At 73.3% G+C, this 22,969-nt stretch carries 20 protein-coding genes, 1 pseudogene and 1 riboswitch; of the genes and pseudogenes, 15 read left to right on the plus strand and 6 right to left on the minus strand.

Features of this window, described 5'->3' with window-relative positions; genetic code table 11:
• Positions 1 to 3 precede the first annotated feature (3 nt).
• The 3 genes from OG766_RS07700 to OG766_RS07710 form a co-directional block, all read right to left on the minus strand.
• Positions 4 to 1,410: a hypothetical protein gene (locus OG766_RS07700; RefSeq protein WP_328724864.1), complete on the minus strand. Its 1,407-nt coding sequence runs from the start codon at positions 1,408 to 1,410 to the stop codon at positions 4 to 6.
• Positions 1,411 to 1,624: 214 nt separating this feature from the next.
• Complete coding sequence (locus tag OG766_RS07705) at positions 1,625 to 2,752, minus strand: alpha/beta hydrolase (protein ID WP_266375125.1); 1,128 nt, start codon at positions 2,750 to 2,752, stop codon at positions 1,625 to 1,627.
• Positions 2,753 to 2,813: 61 nt separating this feature from the next.
• Positions 2,814 to 3,506 carry a class II aldolase/adducin family protein gene (locus OG766_RS07710; protein ID WP_266375124.1) on the minus strand — a complete coding sequence of 231 codons (693 nt, stop codon included), beginning with the start codon at positions 3,504 to 3,506 and terminating at the stop codon, positions 2,814 to 2,816.
• 314 nt (positions 3,507 to 3,820) lie between these two features.
• On the opposite strand from OG766_RS07710, the gene OG766_RS07715 reads away from it, so the two are divergent.
• The 7 genes from OG766_RS07715 to OG766_RS07745 all read left to right on the plus strand — a co-directional run bounded on the left by OG766_RS07715 (position 3,821) and on the right by OG766_RS07745 (position 12,291).
• A complete protein-coding gene (locus tag OG766_RS07715) occupies positions 3,821 to 5,113 on the plus strand; it encodes an inorganic phosphate transporter (protein WP_266375123.1) in 1,293 nt (430 codons plus the stop codon).
• A 12-nt stretch (positions 5,114 to 5,125) separates the two neighbouring features.
• Complete coding sequence (locus OG766_RS07720; protein ID WP_266375122.1) at positions 5,126 to 5,347, plus strand: hypothetical protein; 222 nt, start codon at positions 5,126 to 5,128, stop codon at positions 5,345 to 5,347.
• A 153-nt stretch (positions 5,348 to 5,500) separates the two neighbouring features.
• Positions 5,501 to 5,652, plus strand: a riboswitch (cobalamin riboswitch).
• A gap of 31 nt (positions 5,653 to 5,683) precedes the next feature.
• Complete coding sequence (locus tag OG766_RS07725) at positions 5,684 to 6,664, plus strand: cobalamin biosynthesis protein (protein ID WP_266375121.1); 981 nt, start codon at positions 5,684 to 5,686, stop codon at positions 6,662 to 6,664.
• A complete protein-coding gene (locus OG766_RS07730) occupies positions 6,661 to 8,241 on the plus strand; it encodes a cobyric acid synthase (protein ID WP_328724869.1) in 1,581 nt (526 codons plus the stop codon). Before OG766_RS07725 ends, OG766_RS07730 begins: the two co-directional genes overlap by 4 nt.
• A gap of 38 nt (positions 8,242 to 8,279) precedes the next feature.
• Positions 8,280 to 10,304, plus strand: a complete 2,025-nt coding sequence (locus OG766_RS07735) for a putative cobaltochelatase (protein ID WP_328727447.1) — start codon at positions 8,280 to 8,282, stop codon at positions 10,302 to 10,304.
• Positions 10,304 to 10,912 (plus strand): cob(I)yrinic acid a,c-diamide adenosyltransferase, encoded by a 609-nt coding sequence (gene cobO, locus OG766_RS07740; protein ID WP_266375119.1) that lies wholly within the window; start codon positions 10,304 to 10,306, stop codon positions 10,910 to 10,912. The genes OG766_RS07735 and cobO overlap by 1 nt, the downstream gene beginning before the upstream one ends.
• Complete coding sequence (locus OG766_RS07745) at positions 10,906 to 12,291, plus strand: cobyrinate a,c-diamide synthase (RefSeq protein WP_328724871.1); 1,386 nt, start codon at positions 10,906 to 10,908, stop codon at positions 12,289 to 12,291. Before cobO ends, OG766_RS07745 begins: the two co-directional genes overlap by 7 nt.
• Positions 12,292 to 12,311: 20 nt before the next feature.
• Here OG766_RS07745 and OG766_RS07750 read toward each other — a convergent pair whose 3' ends face one another.
• Positions 12,312 to 13,055 carry a ZIP family metal transporter gene (locus tag OG766_RS07750; RefSeq protein ID WP_266375117.1) on the minus strand — a complete coding sequence of 248 codons (744 nt, stop codon included), beginning with the start codon at positions 13,053 to 13,055 and terminating at the stop codon, positions 12,312 to 12,314.
• A gap of 56 nt (positions 13,056 to 13,111) precedes the next feature.
• On the opposite strand from OG766_RS07750, the pseudogene OG766_RS07755 reads away from it, so the two are divergent.
• From OG766_RS07755 to cobC, 3 genes and pseudogenes are all read left to right on the plus strand, one after another.
• A pseudogene (locus OG766_RS07755) lies at positions 13,112 to 13,483 on the plus strand (cobalamin biosynthesis protein); the annotation flags it as partial.
• 101 nt (positions 13,484 to 13,584) lie between these two features.
• Positions 13,585 to 14,403 (plus strand): sirohydrochlorin chelatase, encoded by an 819-nt coding sequence (locus OG766_RS07760; RefSeq protein ID WP_323137246.1) that lies wholly within the window; start codon positions 13,585 to 13,587, stop codon positions 14,401 to 14,403.
• The gene (gene cobC / locus OG766_RS07765; RefSeq protein WP_328724872.1) at positions 14,387 to 15,481 is read left to right on the plus strand and encodes an Rv2231c family pyridoxal phosphate-dependent protein CobC; all 1,095 of its coding nucleotides are present in this window, start codon (positions 14,387 to 14,389) and stop codon (positions 15,479 to 15,481) included. Before OG766_RS07760 ends, cobC begins: the two co-directional genes overlap by 17 nt.
• Before the next feature lie 312 nt (positions 15,482 to 15,793).
• On the opposite strand, the gene OG766_RS07770 is transcribed toward cobC, so the two are convergent.
• Together OG766_RS07770 and OG766_RS07775 are read right to left on the minus strand one after the other, a co-directional pair.
• Positions 15,794 to 16,726 (minus strand): SCO1860 family LAETG-anchored protein, encoded by a 933-nt coding sequence (locus OG766_RS07770; protein WP_266378150.1) that lies wholly within the window; start codon positions 16,724 to 16,726, stop codon positions 15,794 to 15,796.
• Between the two features lie 332 nt (positions 16,727 to 17,058).
• Entirely contained in the window at positions 17,059 to 18,147 is a 1,089-nt protein-coding gene (locus OG766_RS07775) for an amidohydrolase family protein (RefSeq protein ID WP_266375115.1), read from the minus strand.
• A 100-nt stretch (positions 18,148 to 18,247) separates the two neighbouring features.
• On the opposite strand from OG766_RS07775, the gene OG766_RS07780 reads away from it, so the two are divergent.
• The 5 genes from OG766_RS07780 (at position 18,248) to thpD (ending at position 22,894) form a co-directional block, all read left to right on the plus strand.
• Positions 18,248 to 19,348, plus strand: a complete 1,101-nt coding sequence (locus OG766_RS07780) for a pyridoxal-phosphate-dependent aminotransferase family protein (protein WP_266375114.1) — start codon at positions 18,248 to 18,250, stop codon at positions 19,346 to 19,348.
• Between the two features lie 340 nt (positions 19,349 to 19,688).
• The gene (gene ectA, locus OG766_RS07785; RefSeq protein ID WP_328724873.1) at positions 19,689 to 20,186 is read left to right on the plus strand and encodes a diaminobutyrate acetyltransferase; all 498 of its coding nucleotides are present in this window, start codon (positions 19,689 to 19,691) and stop codon (positions 20,184 to 20,186) included.
• Positions 20,187 to 20,291: 105 nt separating this feature from the next.
• Entirely contained in the window at positions 20,292 to 21,560 is a 1,269-nt protein-coding gene (ectB, locus tag OG766_RS07790) for a diaminobutyrate--2-oxoglutarate transaminase (RefSeq protein ID WP_266375112.1), read from the plus strand.
• Between the two features lie 32 nt (positions 21,561 to 21,592).
• Positions 21,593 to 21,997, plus strand: a complete 405-nt coding sequence (locus tag OG766_RS07795; RefSeq protein WP_266375111.1) for an ectoine synthase — start codon at positions 21,593 to 21,595, stop codon at positions 21,995 to 21,997.
• Between the two features lie 3 nt (positions 21,998 to 22,000).
• Positions 22,001 to 22,894: an ectoine hydroxylase gene (gene thpD / locus OG766_RS07800; RefSeq protein WP_266375110.1), complete on the plus strand. Its 894-nt coding sequence runs from the start codon at positions 22,001 to 22,003 to the stop codon at positions 22,892 to 22,894.
• The last annotated feature ends 75 nt before the right edge of the window (positions 22,895 to 22,969 follow it).

A 22,969-nucleotide genomic window follows, 5' to 3' on the forward strand; every position in this document is an offset into this window, starting at 1 on the left:
CGGTCAGGCGCCGCCGGTGTGCACCTGGAAGGCGGCCCGGCGGACAGCCTTCGCCAGAGCCGGATCGGGGTGGGCGGCCGCGAGGGCGACCAGGACCTGCACGGTGCGCGGGTGGCCCACCGCCCTGATCTCGTCGAGCAGGGCGGGGACGGTGCCCTGCACGGCCGAGTCGAGATGACGCACCAGCAGGCTGCTCTCGCCGTGGTCGGCGACGGCCGCCGCGGTGTCCACCCAGAGCCAGGTCGCCTCCTCGCGGGTGAGCACCTCGGCGGTGTCCTCGGGGTCGGCTCCCTCGTACTCGGCCAGCCAGAGCAGGGCATACGGTCTCAGGGACGGCTGCGCCGCGGCGGCGCGCACGTCCGCTTCGGCGGCGGCGCCGACGACGCGCAGCGCCTCGAAGGCGAGGCCGCGCAGCAGGGCGTCCTCGCCGCGGGCCACGGCGAGCAGTTCCGTGACGGCGCTGGAGACGGTGCGGGCGGCGAGCCATGCGCGGTACTCGGCGCGGGCGGGGCCCGGGGTGAGCCGCGCGCAGCCGCGGAGCATGTCCTCGGCGGACTGCTCGATATGGCCGGCGGGGCTCTGGGCGGCGACACAGATCTGTTCGAGCTTGACCCACACCGCCCAGTTGCCGAGCGGTGTCAGGGTGGCGTGGCCGTCCCCGAGGGTCAGGGCGCCGACGGCGGCAAGGCCTTCCAGGGCCCAGTCGAGCAGGGCGGAGAGCGGGGCCCCGGCAGCCGTGGCGTCGGGACCTTCGGTCCCGGTGGCGATGGCGGCCGTGGCGGCGACGGCGGTCGCCGGTTCGGGCTGTGGTCCGTACGGCACTTCGCAGCGCTCCTCACGGAGTTCCGCGACGCGCTGCTGGAGCAGGTCGAGCAGGGCCGGTACGGGTACGGGCCCCGCGGAGAGCTGGAGGAGGGAGAGCACCTGCGGGACGGCCTCCACGACCTCGGCGACGGCGGCGGGGGCCACGTCGGCGGGGGCGGGGTGCACGAGGGACCAGGCGTCGAAGAGGGCGACCCAGCCGCGCAGCACGGCGGTGTCGTCGCGGTCCCAGGCGTTCAGCCGCCAGCCGGGGCGCGCGGTCCCGCCGTGGAGTTCGACGAGTCCGGCGAGGCGGGCGCGGTCCCAGCCCGCGTGGATCTGGCCCGGAGTCAGGTCCAGGGCCGCGGCGGCCCGTTCCCGCTCGGCCGCGCTGCCCTCCGCGTGATGGGCGGCCGCCCAGCGGGCGACACGTACCGCGTCGGCGAGGACCTCGCGCGCCTGGCGGGCCAGTTCCGCGGAGGGCGGGGTGCCCTCGGGCGGGCGCGGAGCAGGTCGGGTGCGCCGGTTCGTCACGGCACGGCGGGCCGTGGCGAGGGGACGTGGGCGGACAAGACGGAGCCTGGAGTCGCGCAGGTTACGGGACGTCACGGGGAGCAGTCTTGCCGCTGTCGGCCCGAAAGCCCAAACGGAATCGGTCAACTCGTGCTGAGAGGCCCTCGCCCGGGAGGCTCCGGAGACCGCACAGGACGCCTCCGGGCCCCGGACCGGGGCCCGATCAAGGGGGCGCCGAGGCCGGACGGGAACGCAGACCAGCGGCCGTTTCGACGGCTGGACCAGGGCCGGACCCGGGCGGAATCAAGGCTTAGATCAGGGGCGTGAGGAAGCGCCGGAGGGCCTCTTCGTAGCGGGCCGGGTCCGCGTTCCACATCGAGGCGTGCGGAGCGTGCGGCACGGTCTGCAGGCTGACCAGGTCGGGGCGGCGGGCGGCCAGCTCCCGGGAGGGGCCCCAGGGGGCGATGGTGTCGTCGGGGCCGTGGAAGACCAGGGCGGGCACGCGCAGGACGGCCGGGTCGGCGGCCGCCCGCAGCCGGTCGCCGTGCAGTCCGGTGCGGCCCTGTGCGGCACGTACGGCGAGGGGCAGCAGGGCGGTCGGCATCCGGCGCGCGGCGGCCAGCGCGCGCAGCGTCGTCTCCCAGTCGAGCACCGGGGAGTCCAGGACGAGCCCCGCGACCCGGTCGCGGAGTGCGGAGTTGGCGGCGGTGTGCAGGGCCATCGAGGCGCCGGTGGACCAGCCGTGCAGGATCACGCGTTCCGCACCGCCACGGACGGCGAAGCGGACGGCCGCGTCGAGGTCGCGCCATTCGGAGTCGCCGAGGTGGCCGAGCCCGTCCGGGGAGGCGGGCGCTCCGGGGTCGCCGCGGTAGGAGACGGCCAGCACGGGCAGCCGCCGCTCGGCCAGGAACGGCATCACGTTCATGGTGTGGTCCCGGGTGGCGCCGAGGCCGTGCACCGCGATGATCCAGGTCGAGCGGGCCCCCGGGACGAACCAGCCGGGCAGGGTGCCGAGTTCGCCGGGGATCTCCACGTCCTCGTAATCGATGCCGAGGGCGCTGCCGGGGGTGCCGGTGTGCACCTGCGGGGTGAGCCGCACCTTGGTGCCGGAGTCGAGGCTGCCGTGCTCGACCCGCTCCAGTCTGCGGACGACGGTGTCGGCGGCGTGCGGCACGTTGTCGAGGACGGGACCGACGACGGCGTGCACGGCGGGCCCGGTGAGGCCGTAGGTGCCGGGGCGGAGCGAGGAGAGGCTGCGGGTGAGGGTGATCCGGCCGGGCCCCGTGGCGTGGACGGTGAGCCGTCCTTCGCCGGGCAGGGGCCGGCCGGTGGGGGCCTTCAGCGCGGCGTCGCTGGCGTAACGGCCGGCCGCGAACGCGGCGGCACCGAGGCCGATGAGGGTGGTGACGGCCGCTGCCGTCGCTGTAGCCGGGCGCACCGTTCCAGTGTGGTGACGTCCTTGCCGGGCTGCCAGTGGACGGGGGCCGGCAGGGGTGATGTCAGCGGGGGCGGCGGGACTGGCCGTATCCGCGGAGCTTGTCGGCCACGTCGCGCAGCTGGGGGCCGGAGAGGAGGGAGGGTTCGCGTCCGGGCAGGGAGCTGGCGGTGAGCCAGAGGCGGCACATCCACTCCAGCTGGGCGGTCCGGTCGTACGCCTGGTCGAGGGAGGCGCCGTAGGTGACGGTTCCGTGGTTCTGGAGCAGGCATCCGGTGCGGTCCTCCAGTGCCCGGAGCATGTTCTCCGCCAGCTCGTCCGTTCCGTAGAGGGCGTACGGGGCGACGCGGACGGGCCCGCCGAGGGCCGCCGCCATGTAGTGGATCAGCGGCAGTTCGGCCACCAGGGTGGAGACGGCGGTGGCGTGCACGGCGTGGGTGTGGACGACGGCGGCGGCGTCCGTGGCGCGATGGACGGCGAGGTGCAGCGGCAGCTCGCTGGTGGGGGTGAGCTCGCCGAGGACCTGCCGTCCGTCGAGGTCGACCCCGACGGCGTCCTCGTCGGCGAGCCGGTCGTAGGGCACTCCGCTGGGGGTGACCAGGACGATGTCGCCGTCGCCGGTGGCGACCCGTACGGAGACATTGCCGGAGGTCCCGACGACGAGGCCGTCCGTGGCGGTTCTGCGGGCGGTGGCCACGAGTTCCGCCCAGGCCCGGGACACCGGTTCCCGTTGCTCTTCGTGCCGCTGCTGTGTCATACGGCGATCGTGTCAGGCCCGGGGGCGGCCGGGGTGACCAGGATCTCTTCCACGGTTCCTCCGCCCGGCCGCGGAGGGTCGTCGTGAGCCGGCGGCGTCGCGGCCGGGGCCGCCCGAAGCCCGGTATACGGCCGATCGAGGAGGGTCCGCACGGGTCTGCCGGGTTTTCGCCGTCTCTCCTCGACGACAAGCGGAGCGGTCGCACTCCACTTGGAGACACCCCAACGCCCGCCCCAGTTCATCTTCCGTTCACCCGGTAACCCTACGTTCACCCAAGCCACTGACGTCCAACTGATTGCCTGGGTATTCGGTCAATGGAGCACATCACCCTGCTGCTCGCGATTGTCGTCGTGACAGCTCTCGTGTTCGATTTCACGAACGGCTTCCACGACACCGCCAACGCCATGGCGACGACCATCTCGACCGGGGCGATGAGACCCAAGGCAGCGGTGGCGATGTCCGCCGTGCTGAACCTGGTCGGCGCGTTCCTGTCCGTCGAGGTCGCCAAGACGATCTCCGGCGGGATCATCAACGAACAGGGCATACGCACGGAAGTGATCTTCGCGGCGCTCGTCGGCGCGATCCTGTGGAACCTCCTGACCTGGCTGCTGGGCCTGCCGTCCAGCTCCTCCCACGCACTGTTCGGCGGCCTCATCGGCGCCGCGGTGATGTCGGCGGGCTTCTCGGCCGTCAACGGCGGCACGATCGTCACCAAGGTCCTGATCCCGGCCGTCGCCGCGCCGCTCGTCGCCGGACTCGCCGCGCTGGTCGCGACGAGGCTGACGTACCGGATCGGCAGCAAGGCCCAGGACCGGGCCACGTCCAAGGGCTACCGCGCCGGCCAGATCGCCTCCGCCGGCCTCGTCTCCCTCGCCCACGGCACCAACGACGCGCAGAAGACCATGGGTGTCATCACCCTGGCCCTGGTCACCGGCGGTGTCCTCGCGCCGGGCTCGAACCCCCCGCTGTGGGTCATCGTCTCCGCCGGTCTCGCGATCGCGCTCGGCACGTACCTGGGCGGCTGGCGCATCATCCGCACCATGGGCAAGGGCCTGACCGACCTCCAGCCGCAGCAGGGCTTCGCCGCCCAGACCAGCGCCGCGACGGTCATCCTGGCCTCCTCGCACCTCGGCTTCTCGCTCTCCACCACCCAGTCCTGCTCGGGTGCCGTGATGGGCGCGGGCCTCGGCCGCAAGGGCGGTGTGGTCCGCTGGTCCACCGCGACCCGGATGTTCGTCGCCTGGGGTCTGACCCTGCCGGCCGCGGGTCTGGTCGGCGCCGGCGCCGAGTTCCTGACCGGCCAGGGCACCTGGGGCATCGCCGCCGTGGCGGTCCTGCTGATCGCGGGCTCCGGGGTCATCTGGTCGCTCTCGCGCCGCAAGCCGGTGGACCACACGAACGTCACGCACGACGAGATCGCCGATGCCGAGCCCGCGGGAGTGGTGACGACCGCCATCGCGGCCGTGACCCCGCCGCCGACCGGTGCCGCCGCCGCGACGACCGCGGCCGAGGGCCTCATGGCCACGATCCCGGCTCCGGCCGCCGAGGCCGCCCCGGCGGCCGCCGCCTCCACGTCCGCAGCTCCGGCGCCCGCCGCCACGGTCTAAGGAAAGAACAGCATGAAGATCGACTGGGCAGCTCTGGGCTCCGTCTTCGGCGTGAGCCTCGTCGTCACCGTCGCCCTCGTGGGCCTGTTCACCCTGGGCGTCGCGGGCCTCTCCAAGCAGGAGGCCGCGGCCGCACAGGGAGGCTCCGCAGGACTCGCCCGCACGGGCGCGTACGCCTGCTTCGCGCTCTGCGCGACGGCGGTGGCCTACGGGATCTATCTGATCGTCGCCTGACGACGCTCACGACACGTCCTCGGTACAGGGGCCGGGCACACCCTCGGGTGGGCCCGGCCCCTGTCGTGTGCGCGCTCCCGCGTGCGCCCCTGCGCGCGGTCCCGTGTGGGCCTCCGCACACTGTCCTGTCGCAGGTCAAGGGCGAGTTGACGGGTGTTCGCGGCCCGTGGTGGACTTCCGGAGCCATTACGGCGGCAGCAGAGGAAGCCGGTGAGAATCCGGCGCGGTCCCGCCACTGTCACGGGTGCGCTCCCCCTCACCGGAGCACCCCGGAGCCAGGAACTCTCTCCCGCCGGTCACGTCGAGCCAGGGCGCGGACCCTGAGTGAGGACGAACATGCCTGCCGAACCGGGGGGCCCGGGCTCGTCATGCCCGGGAATCACGTTCGCGTACGGCGCCGCCGCCGGACTCGCCGGCGACCTGCTCCTCGGTGATCCACGCCGTGGGCATCCGGTCGCCGCGTTCGGCCGGGCGGCCGCCGCGGTCGAACGGATCCTGTGGCGCGACCACCGAGGGTGGGGCGCTCTGCACACGGCGGTGTGCGCCGGTGGCGCGGTCGCCGCCGGCGCGCTGGCCGCCGCTTCCGTACGCCGCTCCCGTACCGCCACGATCGCGCTGACCGCCGCCACCACCTGGGCGGTCGTCGGCGGTACGTCACTGGGCCGTGAGGCCAGGGCGATCGGCGGGGCGCTGACGGCCGGGGACATCGAGCTCGCGAGGGAGCGCCTGCCGCATCTGTGCGGCCGCGATCCCCAGGCGCTGGACGGTCCGGGCATCGCCCGGGCCGTCGTCGAGTCCGTCGCCGAGAACACCTCGGACGCGGTCGTCGGCGCGCTGGTGTGGGGCGCGCTCGGCGGAGTGCCGGGGCTCGCCGGCTTCCGGGCCGTCAACACACTGGACGCGATGGTGGGCCACCGGTCGGCCCGCTACCGGCGCTACGGCTGGGCCTCGGCGCGCCTCGACGACGTCGTGGGCCGGCCGGGGTCCCGGCTCACCGCGGTGCTGGCGACGGTCGCGGGCGGCGATCCGCGCGGTGCCGTACGCGCCTGGCGCGCCGACGCGGCGAAGCACCCGAGCCCCAACGCCGGTCCGGTGGAGGCCTCGTTCGCGGGGTCGCTCGGCGTACGGCTCGGCGGGACACTCTCGTACGGCGGGCGGGTCGAGCACCGGCCCGTGCTCAACGGCGAGGGCCGGGCCGTGGAGGTCGCGGACATCGAACGGGCGGTACGGCTGTCCCGGCGCGTCGGGGTGCTGGCGCTCACGGTGTGCGCGGGCGCGCGCCTCGCCGCCGGAACCATGAGGCGGAGGCGGACATGAGCGGGGGCGGACTGCTGGTCGCCGGCACCACGTCGGACGCGGGCAAGAGCGTCGTCACGGCGGGGATCTGCCGGTGGCTGGTGCGGCAGGGCGTGAAGGTCGCGCCCTTCAAGGGGCAGAACATGTCCCTCAACTCCTTCGTCACCCGCGAGGGGGCGGAGATCGGCCGGGCCCAGGCCATGCAGGCGCAGGCGGCCCGCGTGGAGCCCTCGGCGCTGATGAACCCGGTGCTGCTGAAGCCGGGCAGCGACCGCTCCAGCCAGGTCGTGCTGATGGGCAGGCCGGTGGGCGAGCTGAGCGCGCGCGGCTACCACGGAGGCAGGCAGAAGACCCTGTTCGAGCCGGTCGTGCAGTGTCTGGAGGAGCTGCGGCGCACCTACGACGCCGTGATCTGCGAGGGCGCGGGAAGCCCCGCCGAGATCAATCTGCGCCGCACCGACATCGTGAACATGGGTATCGCGCGGGCCGCGCGCCTGCCCGTACTGGTCGTCGGCGACATCGACCGCGGCGGGGTGTTCGCGCAGTTCTTCGGTACGACGGCGCTGCTGGATGCGGAGGACCAGAAGCTGGTCGCGGGCTATCTGGTCAACAAGTTCCGCGGCGATGTGACCCTCCTGGAGCCCGGCCTGGAGATGCTGCACGGGCTCACCGGGCGACGGACGTTCGGCGTGCTGCCGTACACGCACGGCCTCGGCATCGACGAGGAGGACGGGCTGCGGGTGTCGCTGCGCGGCTCCGTGCGCGAGTCGGTGGTGGCATCGCCGGTCGGCGAGGACGTGCTGAGGGTCGCCGTCTGCGCCGTACCGCTCATGTCCAACTTCACGGACGTGGACGCGCTGGCGGCCGAACCGGGCGTCGTCGTGCGCTTCGTCGACCGCCCCGAGGAGCTGACCGACGCCGACCTGGTGATCGTGCCGGGCACGCGCGGGACCGTGCGCGCCCTGGAGTGGCTGCGTGCGCGCGGTCTCGCGGACGCGCTGGCGCGGCGCGCGGCGGACGGCCGGCCGGTGCTCGGCATCTGCGGCGGCTACCAGCTGCTCGGTGAACACATCGACGACGAGGTCGAGTCGCGTGCGGGTGCCGTGACCGGGCTCGGACTGCTGCCGGTCCGGGTGCGGTTCGCGCGCGAGAAGACCCTCACCCGGCCGTCCGGCCAGGCCCTGGGCCAGCCCGTGGAGGGGTACGAGATCCATCACGGCGTCGCCGAGGTCCTGGGCGGAGAACCGTTCCTCTCCGACGGCCATGGACACGGTCTGGACGGCTGCCGGGCCGGATCGGTCTGGGGCACCCACTGGCACGGCTCCCTGGAGAGCGACGGCTTCCGCCGGGCGTTCCTGCGAGTCGTCGCCGCGGCGGCGGGCCGCCGCTTCGTCCCCGCCCCCGACACCTCCTTCGCCGCCCTGCGCGAGGAACAGCTCGACCGTCTCGGCGACCTCATCGAGGAACACGCCGACACGGACGCGCTGTTGCGCCTGATCGAGGGCGGCGCGCCCTCGGGCCTGCCGTTCATCGCACCGGGGGCGCCCGCCCTCCCCGGTGCCCCCGACGCCGGAACCACCCCTGGAGCCGCACAGTGAGCAACGCACCCCACTATCCGTTCACGGCGATCGTCGGGATGGACGATCTGCGGCTCGGGCTCCTGCTGAACGCGGTCAGCCCGGCCGTCGGCGGCGTGCTCGTGCGCGGCGAGAAGGGCACGGCCAAGTCGACCGCGGTGCGTGCCCTCGCGGCGCTGATGCCGGACGTCGACGTCGTCGCGGGCTGCCGGTTCTCCTGTGCTCCCGGCGCGCCGGACCCCGGGTGCCCGGACGGCCCCCACGAGCCGGCCGCCGGTACGGCACGGCCGGCGCGGATGGTCGAACTGCCCGTCGGCGCCTCGGAGGACCGGCTCGTCGGCGCACTCGACATCGAGCGGGCGCTCGCGGACGGGGTGAAGTCGTTCGAGCCGGGTCTGCTCGCGGACGCCCACCGTGGGGTGCTGTACGTCGACGAGGTCAACCTCCTCCACGACCACCTGGTGGACCTGCTGCTGGACGCCGCCGCGATGGGCGCCTCGTACGTGGAGCGCGAGGGTGTGTCCGTACGGCATGCCGCGCGTTTCCTGCTCGTCGGCACGATGAACCCTGAGGAGGGCGAGCTGCGGCCGCAGTTGCTCGACCGGTTCGGGCTGACCGTCGAGGTCGCCGCCTCGCGGGAGCCGGAGCAGCGGGTGGAGGTCGTGCGGCGCAGGCTCGCCTACGACGACGACCCGGCGGCCTTCGCGGCCCGCTGGGCGGACGAGGAGACAGCGCTGCGCGAGCGGATCGTGACCGCGCGGTCGCTGCTGCCGCGGGTGGAGCTCGGCGACGCGGCGCTGCGTCAGATCGCGGCGACCTGCGCGGCGTTCGAGGTGGACGGCATGCGGGCCGACATCGTCATGGCGCGGACGGCGACGGCGCTGGCCGCATGGGCGGGGCGTACGGACGTGGCCGAGGAGGACGTACGCCGGGCCGCGCTCCTCGCACTGCCCCACCGGCGCCGGCGCAACCCCTTCGACGCGCCCGGGCTCGACGAGGACAAACTCGACGAGACCCTGGAGCAGTTCGGCGGGAACGACCAGCAGGACCCCGAGCCCGATCCGGACCCGGACGGGGGGCCGGACGGCCCCGACGGCGGTCCCGACGGCGGAGGCGGCATCCCGCCGCAGGGCCAGGGGCCGGATTCCGGCCCGCCCGAGCGGCGGGAGAACGAGCCGGCCGAGGCCCCGGCGGGAGGACCGGGCGCGGGCGAGCAGGCCGCCGTACGGGCCGCCGAGCCGTTCCGTACGAAGATGCTCAGCGTGCCGGGGCTCGGCGAAGGGGCCGCGGGGCGGCGCTCCCGCGCCCGTACCGAGCACGGCAGGACCACCGGCGCGCGCCGGCCCCGGGGAGCGCTCACCAAGCTGCATCTGGCGGCGACCGTGCAGGCAGCGGCGCCGCACCAGCGGGCGCGGGGCCGTTCGGGTCCCGGCCTCGTGGTCCGCCGGGACGATCTGCGGCAGGCCGCCCGCGAGGGCCGTGAGGGCAATCTCGTGCTGTTCGTCGTGGACGCCTCCGGCTCCATGGCGGCCCGCCGGCGCATGAGTTCCGTGAAGGGCGCGGTGCTCTCGCTGCTGCTGGACGCGTACCAGCGCCGCGACAAGGTCGGTCTGGTCACCTTCCGCGGCACCGGCGCGGACGTGGCGCTGCCGCCGACGTCCTCCGTGGACGCGGCCGCCGCGCGCCTGGAGGAACTGCCGACGGGCGGGCGGACCCCGCTGGCCGCCGGACTGCTCAAGGCGCACGACGTACTGCGCGTGGAGCGGCTGCGCGATCCTTCGCGCCGGGCGCTGCTGGTGGTGGTCACCGACGGCCGCGCGACCGGCGCACGGGGCGCCGACGCCGTGGCGCTCGCGTCGCGCGCCGCGCGGCTGCACGCGGCAGAGGGCACCGCGGCAGTGGTCGTGGACTGCGAGACGGGGCCGGTACGGCTCGGCCTCGCCGGGAATCTCGCCCGTGAACTCGGCGGCACCGCCGTCACCCTGGACGACCTGCGGGCCGAGAGCATCGCCGGGCTCGTCAGGGACGTACAGGCGGCGAGCACGCCGGGCAACAGCACCGTACGCAACAGGAGGGCAGCGTAGTGCCGCAGGGACAGCCGGCCGTCGTTCCGGACGACGGACTCACCACCCGCCAGCGCCGTAACCGCCCACTGGTGATGGTGCACACGGGCATCGGCAAGGGCAAGTCGACCGCCGCCTTCGGGATGGCGCTGCGCGCCTGGAACCAGGGCTGGCCGGTCGGGGTGTTCCAGTTCGTCAAGTCGGCGAAGTGGAAGGTCGGCGAGGAGAACGCGCTGAAGGTCCTCGGCGCGAGCGGCGAGGGCGGCACGGTCGACTGGCACAAGATGGGCGAGGGCTGGTCCTGGATCCAGCGCGCCCCCGCGGAGGGCGAGCAGTCCCACGAGGACAAGGCGCGTGAGGGCTGGGAGCAGGTCAAGCGCGATCTGGCGGCGCAGACCTACAGGTTCTACGTCCTCGACGAGTTCGCGTATCTGCTGCACTGGGGCTGGCTCGACACCGCGGAGGTGATCCAGGTGCTGCGGGAGCGGCCCGGCACCCAGCACGTGGTGATCACCGGCCGCAACGCTCCGCAGGAGCTGCAGGACTTCGCCGATCTCGTCACCGACATGTCCAAGGTCAAGCATCCGATGGACGCGGGCCAGAAGGGCCAGCGGGGCATCGAGTGGTAGCACGTCTCGTCATCGCCGCCCCGGCGTCGGGCAGCGGAAAGACCACCGTCGCGACCGGCCTGATGGCCGCCTTCGCGGCGCGTGGTCTCGCCGTGTCCCCGCACAAGGTGGGCCCCGACTACATCGACCCGGGGTACCACGCCCTCGCGACCGGTCGCCCCGGCCGCAACCTCGACGCCTACATGTGCGGTACGGACCTGATCGCTCCGCTCTTCGCGCACGGTGCGCGCGGCTGCGAACTGGCCCTGATCGAGGGCGTGATGGGGCTGTACGACGGCGCGGCGGACGCCGGTGAACTGGCGTCGACTGCCCAGGTCGCGAAACTGCTGCGCGCACCGGTGGTGCTGGTCGTGGACGCCTCGTCGCAGTCCCGTTCCGTGGCGGCGCTGGTGCACGGCTTCGCGTCCTGGGACCCGCAGGTGCGGCTCGGCGGCGTGATCCTCAACAAGGTCGCGACCGACCGCCACGAGGCCCTGCTGCGGGAGGCGCTGGAGGAGTCCGGGGTGCCGGTGCTCGGGGTGCTGCGGCGGGCGCCCGCGGTGGCGACGCCGTCGCGGCACCTGGGTCTCGTGCCGGTCGCGGAGCGCCACGCGGAGGCGCTGGACGCGGTTGCCGCGCAGGCGGAGCAGGTGCGGCTGGGGTGCGATCTGGAAGGGCTGCTGGCGTTGGCGCGCAGCGCGCCGGAGCTGCAGGCCGAGGCGTGGGACCCTCGGGACGCACTGCCGCCGTACGCAGGTGACGGGGCCGGCATCGCGGCCCCGCAGGCTCCGGTGATCGCCGTCGCGGGCGGGGCCGCGTTCACGTTCTCGTACGCCGAGCACGCGGAGTTGCTGAGGGCCGCCGGCGCGGACGTCGTCCCCTTCGACCCGCTGCGCGACGAGAGCCTGCCCGACGGGACCCGCGGCGTCGTCGTCGGCGGTGGCTTCCCCGAGGTCTACGCCCCCGAGCTCTCCGCCAACTCCCGGCTCCGCAAGGCCGTCGCGGAGCTGGCGCGGGCCGGCGCGCCCATCGCCGCCGAGTGTGCCGGGCTGCTGTATCTCGCGCGTTCGCTGGACGGGAAGCCCATGTGCGGGGTGCTGGACGCCGACGCACGGATGTCGGAGCGGCTGACGCTGGGCTACCGGGACGCGGTGGCGGTGAGCGACAGCGTGCTGGCCGCGGCCGGGACCCGGATGCGCGGTCATGAGTTCCACCGCACCGTGCTGGAGCCGGGCGCGGGCGCGAGCCCGGCCTGGGGCCTGCGGCAGCCCGAGCGCCGCGTGGAGGGCTTCGTGCAGGGCGGCGTGCACGCCAGTTATGTGCATACGCACTGGGCGGGGGCGCCGGAGGCGGCGCGCCGGTTCGTGGGGAAGTGCGCGCTGTGGGACGCGGCGGCGTGACGACCCACGGGCGCCTGGCGTCACTCCGCCAGGCCCGTCACCAGCCAGATGAAAGCGACGCCCGCGACCGTGCACAGCAGCGTGGACCGGGCCGGATGCTCGTGGTGCGCCTCGGGCAGGATCTCCGCGGCCGCGAGGTAGAGCAACGCGCCGCCGAAGAAGCCGAGGTAGCTGCCGAGCAGTTCCTGCGGCATGGTGAACAGCAGGGTCGAGGCGGCGCCGACGACCGGGGCGAGGGCCGCGGCGAGGAGCATGGCGAGGGCCTTGCGGCGCTCGTTCCCGTACAGCTTGGTGATCGTGTACGTGTTGAAGCCGTCCGCGAAGTCGTGGGTGATGACGGCGAGCGCGACGGTGGCGCCCATTCCGCCGCCGGCCTGGAAGGCCGCACCGATGGCGATGCCGTCCATGAGGCTGTGGAGGACCATGGCCGCGGCGGCGGTCATGCCGATCTGCGGGACGCGGTGGTCGTGGCCGTGCGGCCCGCCGTTGTACGCCCCGTGCGCCGCGTGGCGGCCCGCCAGCAGTCGTTCGACGACGTGGGCGAGGAGGAATCCGCCCGCGAACAGCAGCATGGCCTGCGGCACGCCGAAGACCTCACGGCCCGCCGCCGCCATCGCCTCCGGCAGCAGGTCGAGTGCGGCCGCGCCGAGCATCAGACCGCCCGCGAGGCCGAGCACGAGATGTCTTCGGTCGGTGACGCGTCCGGCCGCCCAGCCGCCGAACAGCGTCATCAGGAACGCGCCGAGCGCGACGAACACCGCCATGCGTTCTTGCTAGCCGATCCGACCCCGTCGGCACCGGATGCCACGCCATGAGCGGGCTCGTCGTGGGGGTCGGGGCGCGCCGGGGTGCGCCCGTCGACGAGGTACTGGGGCTGATCCTGCGCGTGCTGCGCGAGGCCGGGGCGGCGCGGGAGGCGGTCGTCGCCCTGGCGACGGTGGACGCGAAGGCGGACGAGCCGGGCATCGTGGCCGCCGCGGCCGCGCTCGGTGTGCCGCTGCTGACGTATCCCGCCGGTGAACTGGCCAAGGTGCGGGTGCCGCATCCCTCACAGACGCCGGCGGCCGCGCTGGGCACTGCGTCGGTGGCCGAGGCGGCCGCGCTCATGGGTGGAGGAGAACTCGTGGCGGCGAAACGGAAATCCGGAGGTCAGGGAGGACCCGGCGCGGTGACCTGTGCCATCGTGCGCCGAGCGGATTCCTCGATTCCGGAACTGGACATGATCCCGGACGTGACCAACAGCGGCCCGGTCGGGCAGCATCGGCAGCATCGCCCCCACGGCAAGGAGAACGTGTGACTTCCCCGCCCGCACTGCTCATCGCAGCCGACGGCGCCCGGCACGAGGCCGGAGCCGCGGCGCTCCTGGACTTCGTGGAGCACCTGGGCAGCCGCCATCCCGGAATCCCCGTCACGGCCGGTCTGGTCGGTGCCGAGCGATGGCCGCTCGGCGAGGCCGTGGACGAACTCGTCGCGGCGGGCGCCGAGCGGCTGGCCGCCGTGTCGCTGGCGCTGGTACCGGACCGGCGGGCCGATGACGGGCTGTCCGCGGCGCTGACCGCCGCGTGCGCGAGCCACCCCGGGCTGTCCGTCACGCGGAGCCGGGTGCTCGGCCCGGACCCGGCGCTGCTCGCGCTGCTGGAGCGGCGGCTGGACGAGGCCCTGGGCGGGGCCGCCCGTACGCCACGGGACCGGGCCGACGTGACGGTCCTGCTCGTCGCTCCCGGCTCGGCCGATCCGGAGGCCAACGCGCAGGTGCACCGGGCGGCTCGGCTGCTGTGGGAGGGCCGGGGGTACGCGGGAGTGGAGACGGCGTTCGTGTCGACGGCCGCGCCCGACGTCCCGGCCGGGCTGGACCGGTGCGTACGGCTCGGGGCCCGCCGGATCGTGGTGCTGCCGTACGTGCTGTTCGACGGCGGTCCGGTGGAGCGGGCGCGGCTGCACGCGGAGGGCTGGGCGGAGGCCCATCCGGACACGCAGGTGCGGTACGCCGAACCGATCGGCGCCGGCGAGGAGTTGGCCGATCTGGTCGTGGAGCGCTACCGGGAGGCGGTCGCCGGCTGCGAACCGCCACAGCCCCGAGACCTGCAGGACGAGCATGAACTCGCCGGCTGACTTCCACGACGGTTTCCGCGACGACTTCCACGATCTGCGGCACCACGGTGACGCGGAGGTGCGCGACGGACGGCTGACCGATCTCGCGGTCAACGTCCGCGCCGGGACACCACCGGTGTGGCTGCGCGAACGCATCGCCGAGTCGCTGCTCTCGCTCGCCGCCTACCCGGACGGCCGGGCGGCGCGGGAGGCGGTCGCGGCGCGCCACGGGCTGCCGGTGGAGCGGGTGCTGCTGACGGCGGGGGCGGCGGAGGCGTTCGTGCTGCTCGCGCGCGGGCTGCGGGCGAGCCGTCCGGTGGTGGTGCACCCGCAGTTCACGGAGCCGGAGGCGGCGCTGCGGGACGCGGGGCATGCGGTGGAGCGGGTGCTGCTGCGTGCGGAGGACGGCTTCCGGCTGGACCCGGCGCTCGTGCCGGAGTCCGCGGATCTCGTGATCGTCGGCAATCCGACCAACCCGACCTCCGTCCTGCACCCGGCCGACGACCTGGCCCGGCTCGCCCGGCCGGGGCGGATCCTGGTGGTCGACGAGGCCTTCATGGACGCGGTGCCGGGTGAGCCGGAGGCGCTGGCGCCGCGGACCGATGTCCCGGGGCTCGTGGTGCTGCGCAGCCTGACGAAGACGTGGGGGCTCGCGGGGCTGCGGATCGGGTACGTACTCGCCGCTCCGGAGACCATCGCCGATCTGGAACGCGCGCAGCCCCTGTGGCCGGTGGCGACTCCGGCGCTCGCGGCGGCGGAGGCGTGCATGTCGCCGCGCGCGCTCGCGGAGGCCGGGGCGGCGGCGGACCGGATCGCGGCGGACCGGGCGCATCTGCTGGCGGGGCTCGCGGAGTTCGACGAGGTGCGGACGGTGACGGAGGCGGAGGGGCCGTTCGTCCTCGTGCGGATCGAGCGCGCGGACGAGGTGCGCGGCAGGCTGCGGACGCTCGGCTTCGCGGCCCGCCGCGGCGACACGTTCCCCGGCCTGGACCGCCACTGGCTGCGCCTCGCGGTGCGCGACCGCCCCACGACGAACCGCTTCCTCCAAGCCCTCGACCAGGCCCTCACGGGCGTGGGCGCGACGGCGGTACGCGGCTGAGGCCCTTCCCTTACGGGGCTTGCCGGCCGTAGCGCGGTGGTGGAGCGGGTGGGCTGAGCGGGGTGGGCCGAGCGAGGTGGGCGCCGCGGGCGCGGCGCCCGGTGGGTCCGCCTCCCGTGTCTCCGGGCCGGCTTGGGCCGCCGCGGAGTGGGGACCGGACCGGACGGGTGCCGCCGGAGCCGCTCCGGGCCACCCTCAGGACCGCGGTCCAGAGGTGGGCACGAGCCGCCCGCCGGTCCGTGTCCGGCGGACGACCTCGGCCCTCCACCCCGCCGGAGGCCGGAGGCGCCCCGCCCGAGGCGCCCCTCGGGGTCAGCCGCGTGCCCGGCTGCGGGCGAGCGCCACCGCGCCGCCGCCGACGAGCAGCAGGACGACCGCGCCGCCCGCGAAGTACGGCGTCATCCCGTTGCCGCCTGTCGCCGCGAGGTTCTCCTTCGCGGGCGCCTCCGCGGGCGCGGCCTTGCCCGGGTCGCCGCCCGTCTGGGGCTTGACGTCGGGAGCCTTCGTCGGCGGCTCCTCCGCGCGGCCAGTGGGCGATTCACAGGTCGCGTGGGCGAGCGTCAGCGTGCCCTCGACCTCGGCGACGTTCAGCTTGAGCGGGTTGACGGACACCTTCAGTTCGAGCGCGGTGGCCGCGGCCGTCCGTGACGTCGTGTGCGTCTTCGACAGTTCGAGGGTGACCTCGCCGACAGCGGGCACCTTGACCCGGGTCGTACCGCCGGTGCTCAGCGTGGTCTTCTTGCCGAGCACCCACACCGACCCGAGCAGGTTCGACACCGCCACGGGCTTCTTGCCCGTCTCGCAGACCGCCTTGGACGTGACCTTCTCGACCTCGATGAGGGAGAGCAACGGCAGCCCCGGCACATGCACCTTGGCGTGAGCGAGGTTGACCCGTCCCTCCGCCCTGTACCGGTCCGCGGTCGCCTTCGCGGTGGCGACCTCGGCACTCAGCACGCTCACCGGCCTGCCCCCGTCGACACCCTCCAACTGGACCGCCAGCGCGGTCTTCTCGGCGCTCTCCGGTGCCTCGACCTCGTTGAGGGACGCCTTCAGGGGCACCTCGACGGTCTTGTTCAGCAGGGAGACGTCAAGGCCGGTGCGGAGGACGACCGCGCTCGCGCGCCCGTCGCCGCCGCCGGTCGCGTGGGCCGGGGCGGCGAGCGCCACGGGTCCGGCGGCGAGCGCCGTGGCGGCCATGGCGGCCGCGGAGCGACGTACGGGCAGACGGAAGCTGTTGCTGATCACGGTGGTGGAACCCCCACAGGAGACATGGCGTCGCCGGGCCGCCCGCCACAGGGACGCGTGCGCGGCGGCGGCGACTGAGAACACCGGAATCCTTACGCACTGAGAGTGAACTGACAGACACCTGAAGTGAGTTCACTCCAAAGTGGGGTTTCCGTGCCCGCATTCGATTAACGAGGTACGGGCGTTCCCTTACGTCCCTCCTGCGGCGGGCGTACGGGGCGTACGCCGGTTGACCTGCGCGTGGCGCACGGAAGCGGACGGAAGGGGCACAACGACCGGCACAGCCCCCGCGTCACGCCCCGTCAACCCGGTCGCCCGACCGACTCGGCCCGTCACCCGACGACATGGCCCCGCATGATCACCCTGCGCGGCGCGGCCAGCACCCGTACGTCCGCCCGCGGATCAGCCTCGTACACGACGAGGTCCGCCGGCGCGCCCTCCTCCAGGCCCGGCCGCCCCAGCCAGCTCCGCGCGCCCCAGGTCGTCGCCGAGAGCGCGTCGACCGCCGGGATGCCGGCCGTCATCAGCTCGGCGACCTCGGCCGCGACGAGCCCGTGCGGCAGCGTCCCGCCGGCGTCCGTGCCGACGTAGACGGGGATGCCCGCGTCGTAGGCCGAGCGGACGGTGTCGTAGCGGCGCTCGTGGAGCCGCCGCATATGGTCCGACCAGCGCGGGAACTTGCTCTCGCCGCCGTCGGCGAGCCGCGGGAACGTGGCGATGTTGACGAGCGTCGGGACGATCGCGACGCCGCGCTCGGCGAACAGCGGAATGGTGTCCTCGGTCAGCCCGGTCGCGTGCTCGATGCAGTCGATGCCCGCCTCGACGAGGTCCCGCAGCGAGTCCTCGGCGAAGCAGTGCGCGGTGACCCGGGCGCCGAGGCGGTGCGCCTCGGCGATGGCCGCCTCGACGGCGTCGCGCGGCCAGCAGGCGGTGAGGTCGCCGGCCTCCCGGTCGATCCAGTCGCCGACGAGCTTGACCCAGCCGTCGCCGCGGCGTGCCTCACGGGCGACGTAGGCGACGAGGTCGCCGGGCTCGATCTCATGGGCGTAGTTGCGGATGTAGCGGCGGGTGCGGGCGATGTGCCGGCCGGCCCGGATGATCCTCGGCAGGTCCTCGCGTTCGTCGATCCACCGGGTGTCGGCGGCCGACCCCGCGTCGCGGATCAGGAGCGTCCCGGCGTCGCGGTCGGTCAGCGCCTGCTTCTCGCTGGTGGCCTCGTCCACCGCACCGTGCTGGTCGAGCCCGACATGGCAGTGCGCGTCGACCAGCCCGGGCAGCGCCCAGCCCTCGACGGTGCGGACATCCCCGGCGACCGGCCGCCGGTACGTGACACGCCCGCCGACCACCCACAGCTCGTCCCGTACCTCCTCCGGCCCGACGAGCACCCGCCCCTTCACATGCAGCACCACGTGATCGCTCATGACCAGCACTCTACGAGCCCTGCTCTACGCTCGACCGAGGACATCAGCGAACACCCGTCCGACCCGACCGCCGACCCTCTCGACCGAAGCGAGCACCACCGTGAGCCACCCGTTCCTGGACCTGCCCCCGCTGACCGCCGCGCGGTTCGCGGCCATCGAGCGACGGGTCGCCGCCCTCCTCGACACCGAGGCGGACGTCGTGATCACACAGGGCGAGGCGCTGCTCCCGCTGGAGGGCTGCATCCGCGGCGGCGCCCGGCCGGGATCGGCCGCGCTGAACGTGGTCACGGGGCCGTACGGGCAGACCTTCGGGAACTGGCTGCGGGACTGTGGTGCCGTGGTGACCGATCTGGAGGTGCCGTTCCACACGGCGGTCACGGCCCAGCAGATCGCCGGGGCGCTGGAGAGGCACCCGGAGATCGACTTCGTCTCGCTGGTGCACGCCGAGGCGGCGACCGGCAACACCAATCCGGTCGCGGAGATCGGCGAGGTGGTACGGGCCCACGGCGCGCTGTTCATGCTGGACGCCGTGGCCTCCGTGGGCGCGGAGCCGCTGCTGCCGGACGCCTGGGGCGTCGACCTGTGCGTGATCGGGGCGCAGAAGGCGATGGGCGGACCGGCCGGGGTCTCGGCCGTGTCGGTGAGCGAGCGCGCCTGGGAGCGGTTCGCGGCGAACCCGGCCGCGCCCCGGCGCTCGTACCTGTCGCTGCTGGACTGGAAGGAGCGCTGGATCGACGGCGGCCGCAAGGCCCTGCTGCACGCGCCCGCGCAGCTGGAGATGCTGGCGCTCGAAGCGTGCCTGGAGCGCATCGAGGCGGAGGGACCGGCGGCGCTGATGGCGCGGCACGCCTCGGCCGCCGCGGCGACGCGCGCGGGCGCCCTGGCGCTGGGCGGCGTGACGCCGTACGTGCACGAGGCCGGCGACGCGGCGCCGGTGGCGACCACGCTGCGCTCGCCCGCCGGGGTCGACGCCTCGGACCTGGTCGCGAAGGCGCTTGCGGTCGACCCGTCGCTGCCGCTCGTCGCGGGCGGAGGGGCCCTGTCCGCCGAGATGATCCGGGTGAACCACTACGGCGTGGATGCGACTTGTGACGTGGTGCAGTCCTCGCTGGCGGCGCTGGGCGCCGCCCTCGGCGAGCACGGCGTCGGGGCGGACGCGGAGGGCGCCCGGCGCGCCGCCGCCGAGGCCTGGCAGAAGTAATGTCCAGCGTGTCCTGCATCTCATCGACAAACAAATAGCGCATTAATAAAAGAATGCGGGGAGCTGCTTTATGGTGAGCAGCTCCCCGTATTCTTCTGCCCGCTTTCCCTGGCCCTAAACGCCAAAGTTACAACAAGATCCAAGCCTCATTCCGGACGGGTTACGAACGTGTGACAGACACCACACGCAAGATTTTTTGCCCGATAACTCCCGGTCAAATAGGGAGAGTTCGCCTCAGCGCAGCGCTTGTGCTCGCGCCCGCGCGATAACACAGACAGCCGCTCCACCCAACCCCTCTCCTCGATGCAATTTGCGAATTGGCTCGGTAAATTCAATTCGCATGACCACCGCACTGAGCATCGACAGCCCACGCGTGGAGGACGGAGCCGCAATCTGGCGCATCGCCCGCGACTCCGAGGTCCTGGACCTCAACTCCTCGTACAGCTATTTGCTGTGGTGCCGCGACTTCGCCACCACCTCCGTGGTGGCCCGCGGCACGGACGGTGAGCCGATCGCGTTCGTCACCGGATACATCCGGCCGCAGCGCCCGCAGACGCTGGTCGTCTGGCAGGTCGCCGTCGACGACGCGCACCGCGGCCGCGGCCTGGCAGGCACCCTCCTCGACGCGCTGACCCACCGCGTCGCCGCGCGGCACGGCATCCGCTCGATCGAGACGACCGTCACCCCGGACAACACCGCCTCCGACCGGCTCTTCACCTCGTACGCGGACCGGCACGGCGCGTCACTGCACCGCGAGGTGCTCTTCGAGGGAGGGCTGTTCCCCGACGGGGGGCACGAGCCCGAAGTGCTGTACCGCATCGGCCCGATCGCCGGCTGACCCGGTCCGCTCCCGCGACCGGCACGGTCCGGCATCGGACCGCACCGATCGCCCACAGACCTACGCCCGAGCTCCGTTCGACCCCCACATCAGGAGTGAAACGCTGTGACCATCACCCCGCCCGCCCTGAGTGTCTTCGAGACCCTGGAGTCGGAGGTGCGCAGCTACTGCCGCGGTTGGCCCGCAGTGTTCGACCGCGCGCAGGGCGCACGGCTCACCGACGAGGACGGCCACACCTATCTGGACTTCTTCGCCGGCGCAGGATCACTCAACTACGGCCACAACAACCCCGTACTCAAACGCGCGCTCATCGACTACCTGGAGCGCGACGGCATCACCCACGGCCTGGACATGGCGACGTCCGCGAAACGCGCCTTCCTGGAGTCCTTCCAGAACATCGTGCTGCGGCCGCGCGACCTTCCGTACAAGGTGATGTTCCCCGGCCCGACCGGCACCAACGCCGTCGAGGCGGCGCTCAAACTGGCCCGCAAGGTGAAGGGCCGTGAGTCGATCGTCTCGTTCACCAACGCCTTCCACGGCATGTCGCTGGGCTCGCTCGCCGTCACCGGCAACGCCTTCAAGCGCGCCGGCGCCGGTATCCCGCTGGTGCACGGCACGCCGATGCCGTTCGACAACTACCTCGACGGGCAGGTCCAGGACTTCCTCTGGTTCGAGCGGCTGCTGGAGGACCAGGGCTCCGGCCTGAACAAGCCGGCGGCCGTGATCGTCGAGACCGTGCAGGGCGAGGGCGGTATCAACGTGGCCCGCGCCGAATGGCTGCGCGCGCTCGCCGACCTCTGCCACCGCCAGGACATGCTGCTCATCGTCGACGACATCCAGATGGGCTGCGGCCGCACCGGTGCCTTCTTCTCCTTCGAGGAGGCGGGCATCGCCCCGGACATCGTCACCCTGTCGAAGTCCATCAGCGGCTACGGACTGCCCATGTCGCTCTGCCTGTTCAACCCGGAACTGGACATCTGGGAGCCGGGCGAGCACAACGGCACGTTCCGCGGCAACAACCCCGCCTTCGTCACCGCGGCCGCCGCGCTGGACACGTACTGGTCCGACGGCCAGATGGAGAAGCAGACGATCGCCCGCGGCGAGCAGGTCGAACAGGCCCTGCTGGCGGTCTGCGACGAGAACTCCGCGTACGGCGCCCACTACCGCGGCCGCGGACTGGTCTGGGGCCTGGAGTTCGCCGACAAGAGCCGGGCGGCGGCGGTCTGCGCCCGGGCCTTCGAACTCGGTCTGCTGCTGGAGACCTCGGGCCCGGAGAGCGAGGTCGTGAAACTGCTGCCGCCGCTCACCGTGACGCCCGACGAACTGGACGAGGGGCTGCGAACGCTCGCCCGCGCCGTCCGTGAGACCGCCTGAAACACCGCAAGCAGGAGAGGAAGCGCACGACTGTGATCGTCCGATCGTTCAAGGACATCGAGAACACCGACCGGCACGTCAGGTCCAAGTCCGGCACCTGGGAGAGCAAGCGCATCGTGCTCGCCAAGGAGAGGGTCGGCTTCTCCCTCCACGAAACCGTGCTGTACGCGGGTACGGAGACGTCGATGTGGTACGCGAACCACATCGAGGCCGTGCTCTGCGTGGAGGGCGAGGCGGAGCTGACGAACGACGAGACCGGTGAGGCGCACTGGATCGAGCCCGGCACGATGTACCTGCTGGACGGTCACGAGCGCCACACCCTGCGTCCCAAGACGGACTTCCGCTGCGTCTGCGTCTTCAACCCGCCCGTCACCGGACGGGAGGACCACGACGAGAACGGCGTCTACCCGCTGCTCACCGAGTCCGAGGAGGGCTGACAGATGACCACCACCGCGATCACCGATCTCTATCCCACCCGCGGCGCCGCCGAGACGGCCGTCCCCCGCCAGGACCCGGTGGTCTGGTCCCCGCCCGGGGCGCCGGGCCCGATCTCCCCGTCCGCGCTCCAGTCGTACGAGCGTGACGGCTTCCTGGCGATCGACGAGCTGATCACTCCGGACGAGGTCGCGGTCTACCGCGCCGAGCTGGACCGGCTGGTCTCCGACCCGTCGGTACGGGCCGACGAGCGCTCGATCGTCGAGCCGAAGTCGCAGGAGGTGCGCTCCGTCTTCGAGGTGCACCGGATCAGCGAGCTCTTCGAGGCCCTGGTGCGCGACGAGCGCGTCGTGGGGCGGGCGCGGCAGATCCTCGGCTCGGACGTGTACGTCCACCAGTCGCGGATCAACGTCAAGCCGGGCTTCGGGGCTTCGGGCTTCTACTGGCACTCGGACTTCGAGACCTGGCACGCCGAGGACGGGCTGCCGCGCATGCGGACCGTGTCGGTGTCGATCGCGCTCACCGAGAACCTCGACACCAACGGCGGGCTGATGATCATGCCCGGGTCGCACAAGACCTTCCTGGGCTGCGCGGGTGAGACGCCCAAGGACAACTACAAGAAGTCGCTGCAGATGCAGGACGCCGGCACGCCCTCGGACGAGGCGCTGACCGCGTTCGCGGACCGGCACGGCATCCGGCTGTTCACGGGCCGGGCGGGCTCGGCGACCTGGTTCGACTGCAACGCGATGCACGGCTCCGGGGACAACATCACCCCGTATGCGCGCAGCAACGTCTTCATCGTGTTCAACAGCGTCGACAACGCCGCGCAGGACCCCTTCGCGGCGCCGGTGCCGCGGCCGTCGTTCATCGGCTCGAGGGACTTCTCGCCGGTGCGGTGACGGCGGTGACAGCACGGAAGGGGGCCGGTCGCGGGCGCGCGACCGGCCCCCTTCGCCCTGTCGTCGATCAGCCGT

This window comes from Streptomyces sp. NBC_00259 (assembly GCF_036181745.1).
Taxonomy (GTDB): Bacteria; Actinomycetota; Actinomycetes; order Streptomycetales; family Streptomycetaceae; genus Streptomyces; species Streptomyces pratisoli.

Excerpts from the sequence above, each read along its gene's own strand:
- ectA (WP_328724873.1), top strand. The coding sequence starts at position 19,689 with ATGACCACCGCACTGAGCATCGACAGCCCACGCGTGGAGGACGGAGCC.
- OG766_RS07725 (WP_266375121.1), top strand. The coding sequence starts at position 5,684 with ATGCCTGCCGAACCGGGGGGCCCGGGCTCGTCATGCCCGGGAATCACG.
- thpD (WP_266375110.1), top strand. The coding sequence starts at position 22,001 with ATGACCACCACCGCGATCACCGATCTCTATCCCACCCGCGGCGCCGCC.
- OG766_RS07730 (WP_328724869.1), top strand. The coding sequence starts at position 6,661 with ATGAGCGGGGGCGGACTGCTGGTCGCCGGCACCACGTCGGACGCGGGC.
- OG766_RS07750 (WP_266375117.1), bottom strand. The coding sequence starts at position 13,055 with ATGGCGGTGTTCGTCGCGCTCGGCGCGTTCCTGATGACGCTGTTCGGC.
- OG766_RS07775 (WP_266375115.1), bottom strand. The coding sequence starts at position 18,147 with ATGAGCGATCACGTGGTGCTGCATGTGAAGGGGCGGGTGCTCGTCGGG.
- cobC (WP_328724872.1), top strand. The coding sequence starts at position 14,387 with ATGAACTCGCCGGCTGACTTCCACGACGGTTTCCGCGACGACTTCCAC.
- OG766_RS07715 (WP_266375123.1), top strand. The coding sequence starts at position 3,821 with ATGGAGCACATCACCCTGCTGCTCGCGATTGTCGTCGTGACAGCTCTC.
- OG766_RS07720 (WP_266375122.1), top strand. The coding sequence starts at position 5,126 with ATGAAGATCGACTGGGCAGCTCTGGGCTCCGTCTTCGGCGTGAGCCTC.
- OG766_RS07735 (WP_328727447.1), top strand. The coding sequence starts at position 8,280 with ATGGACGATCTGCGGCTCGGGCTCCTGCTGAACGCGGTCAGCCCGGCC.
- OG766_RS07710 (WP_266375124.1), bottom strand. The coding sequence starts at position 3,506 with ATGACACAGCAGCGGCACGAAGAGCAACGGGAACCGGTGTCCCGGGCC.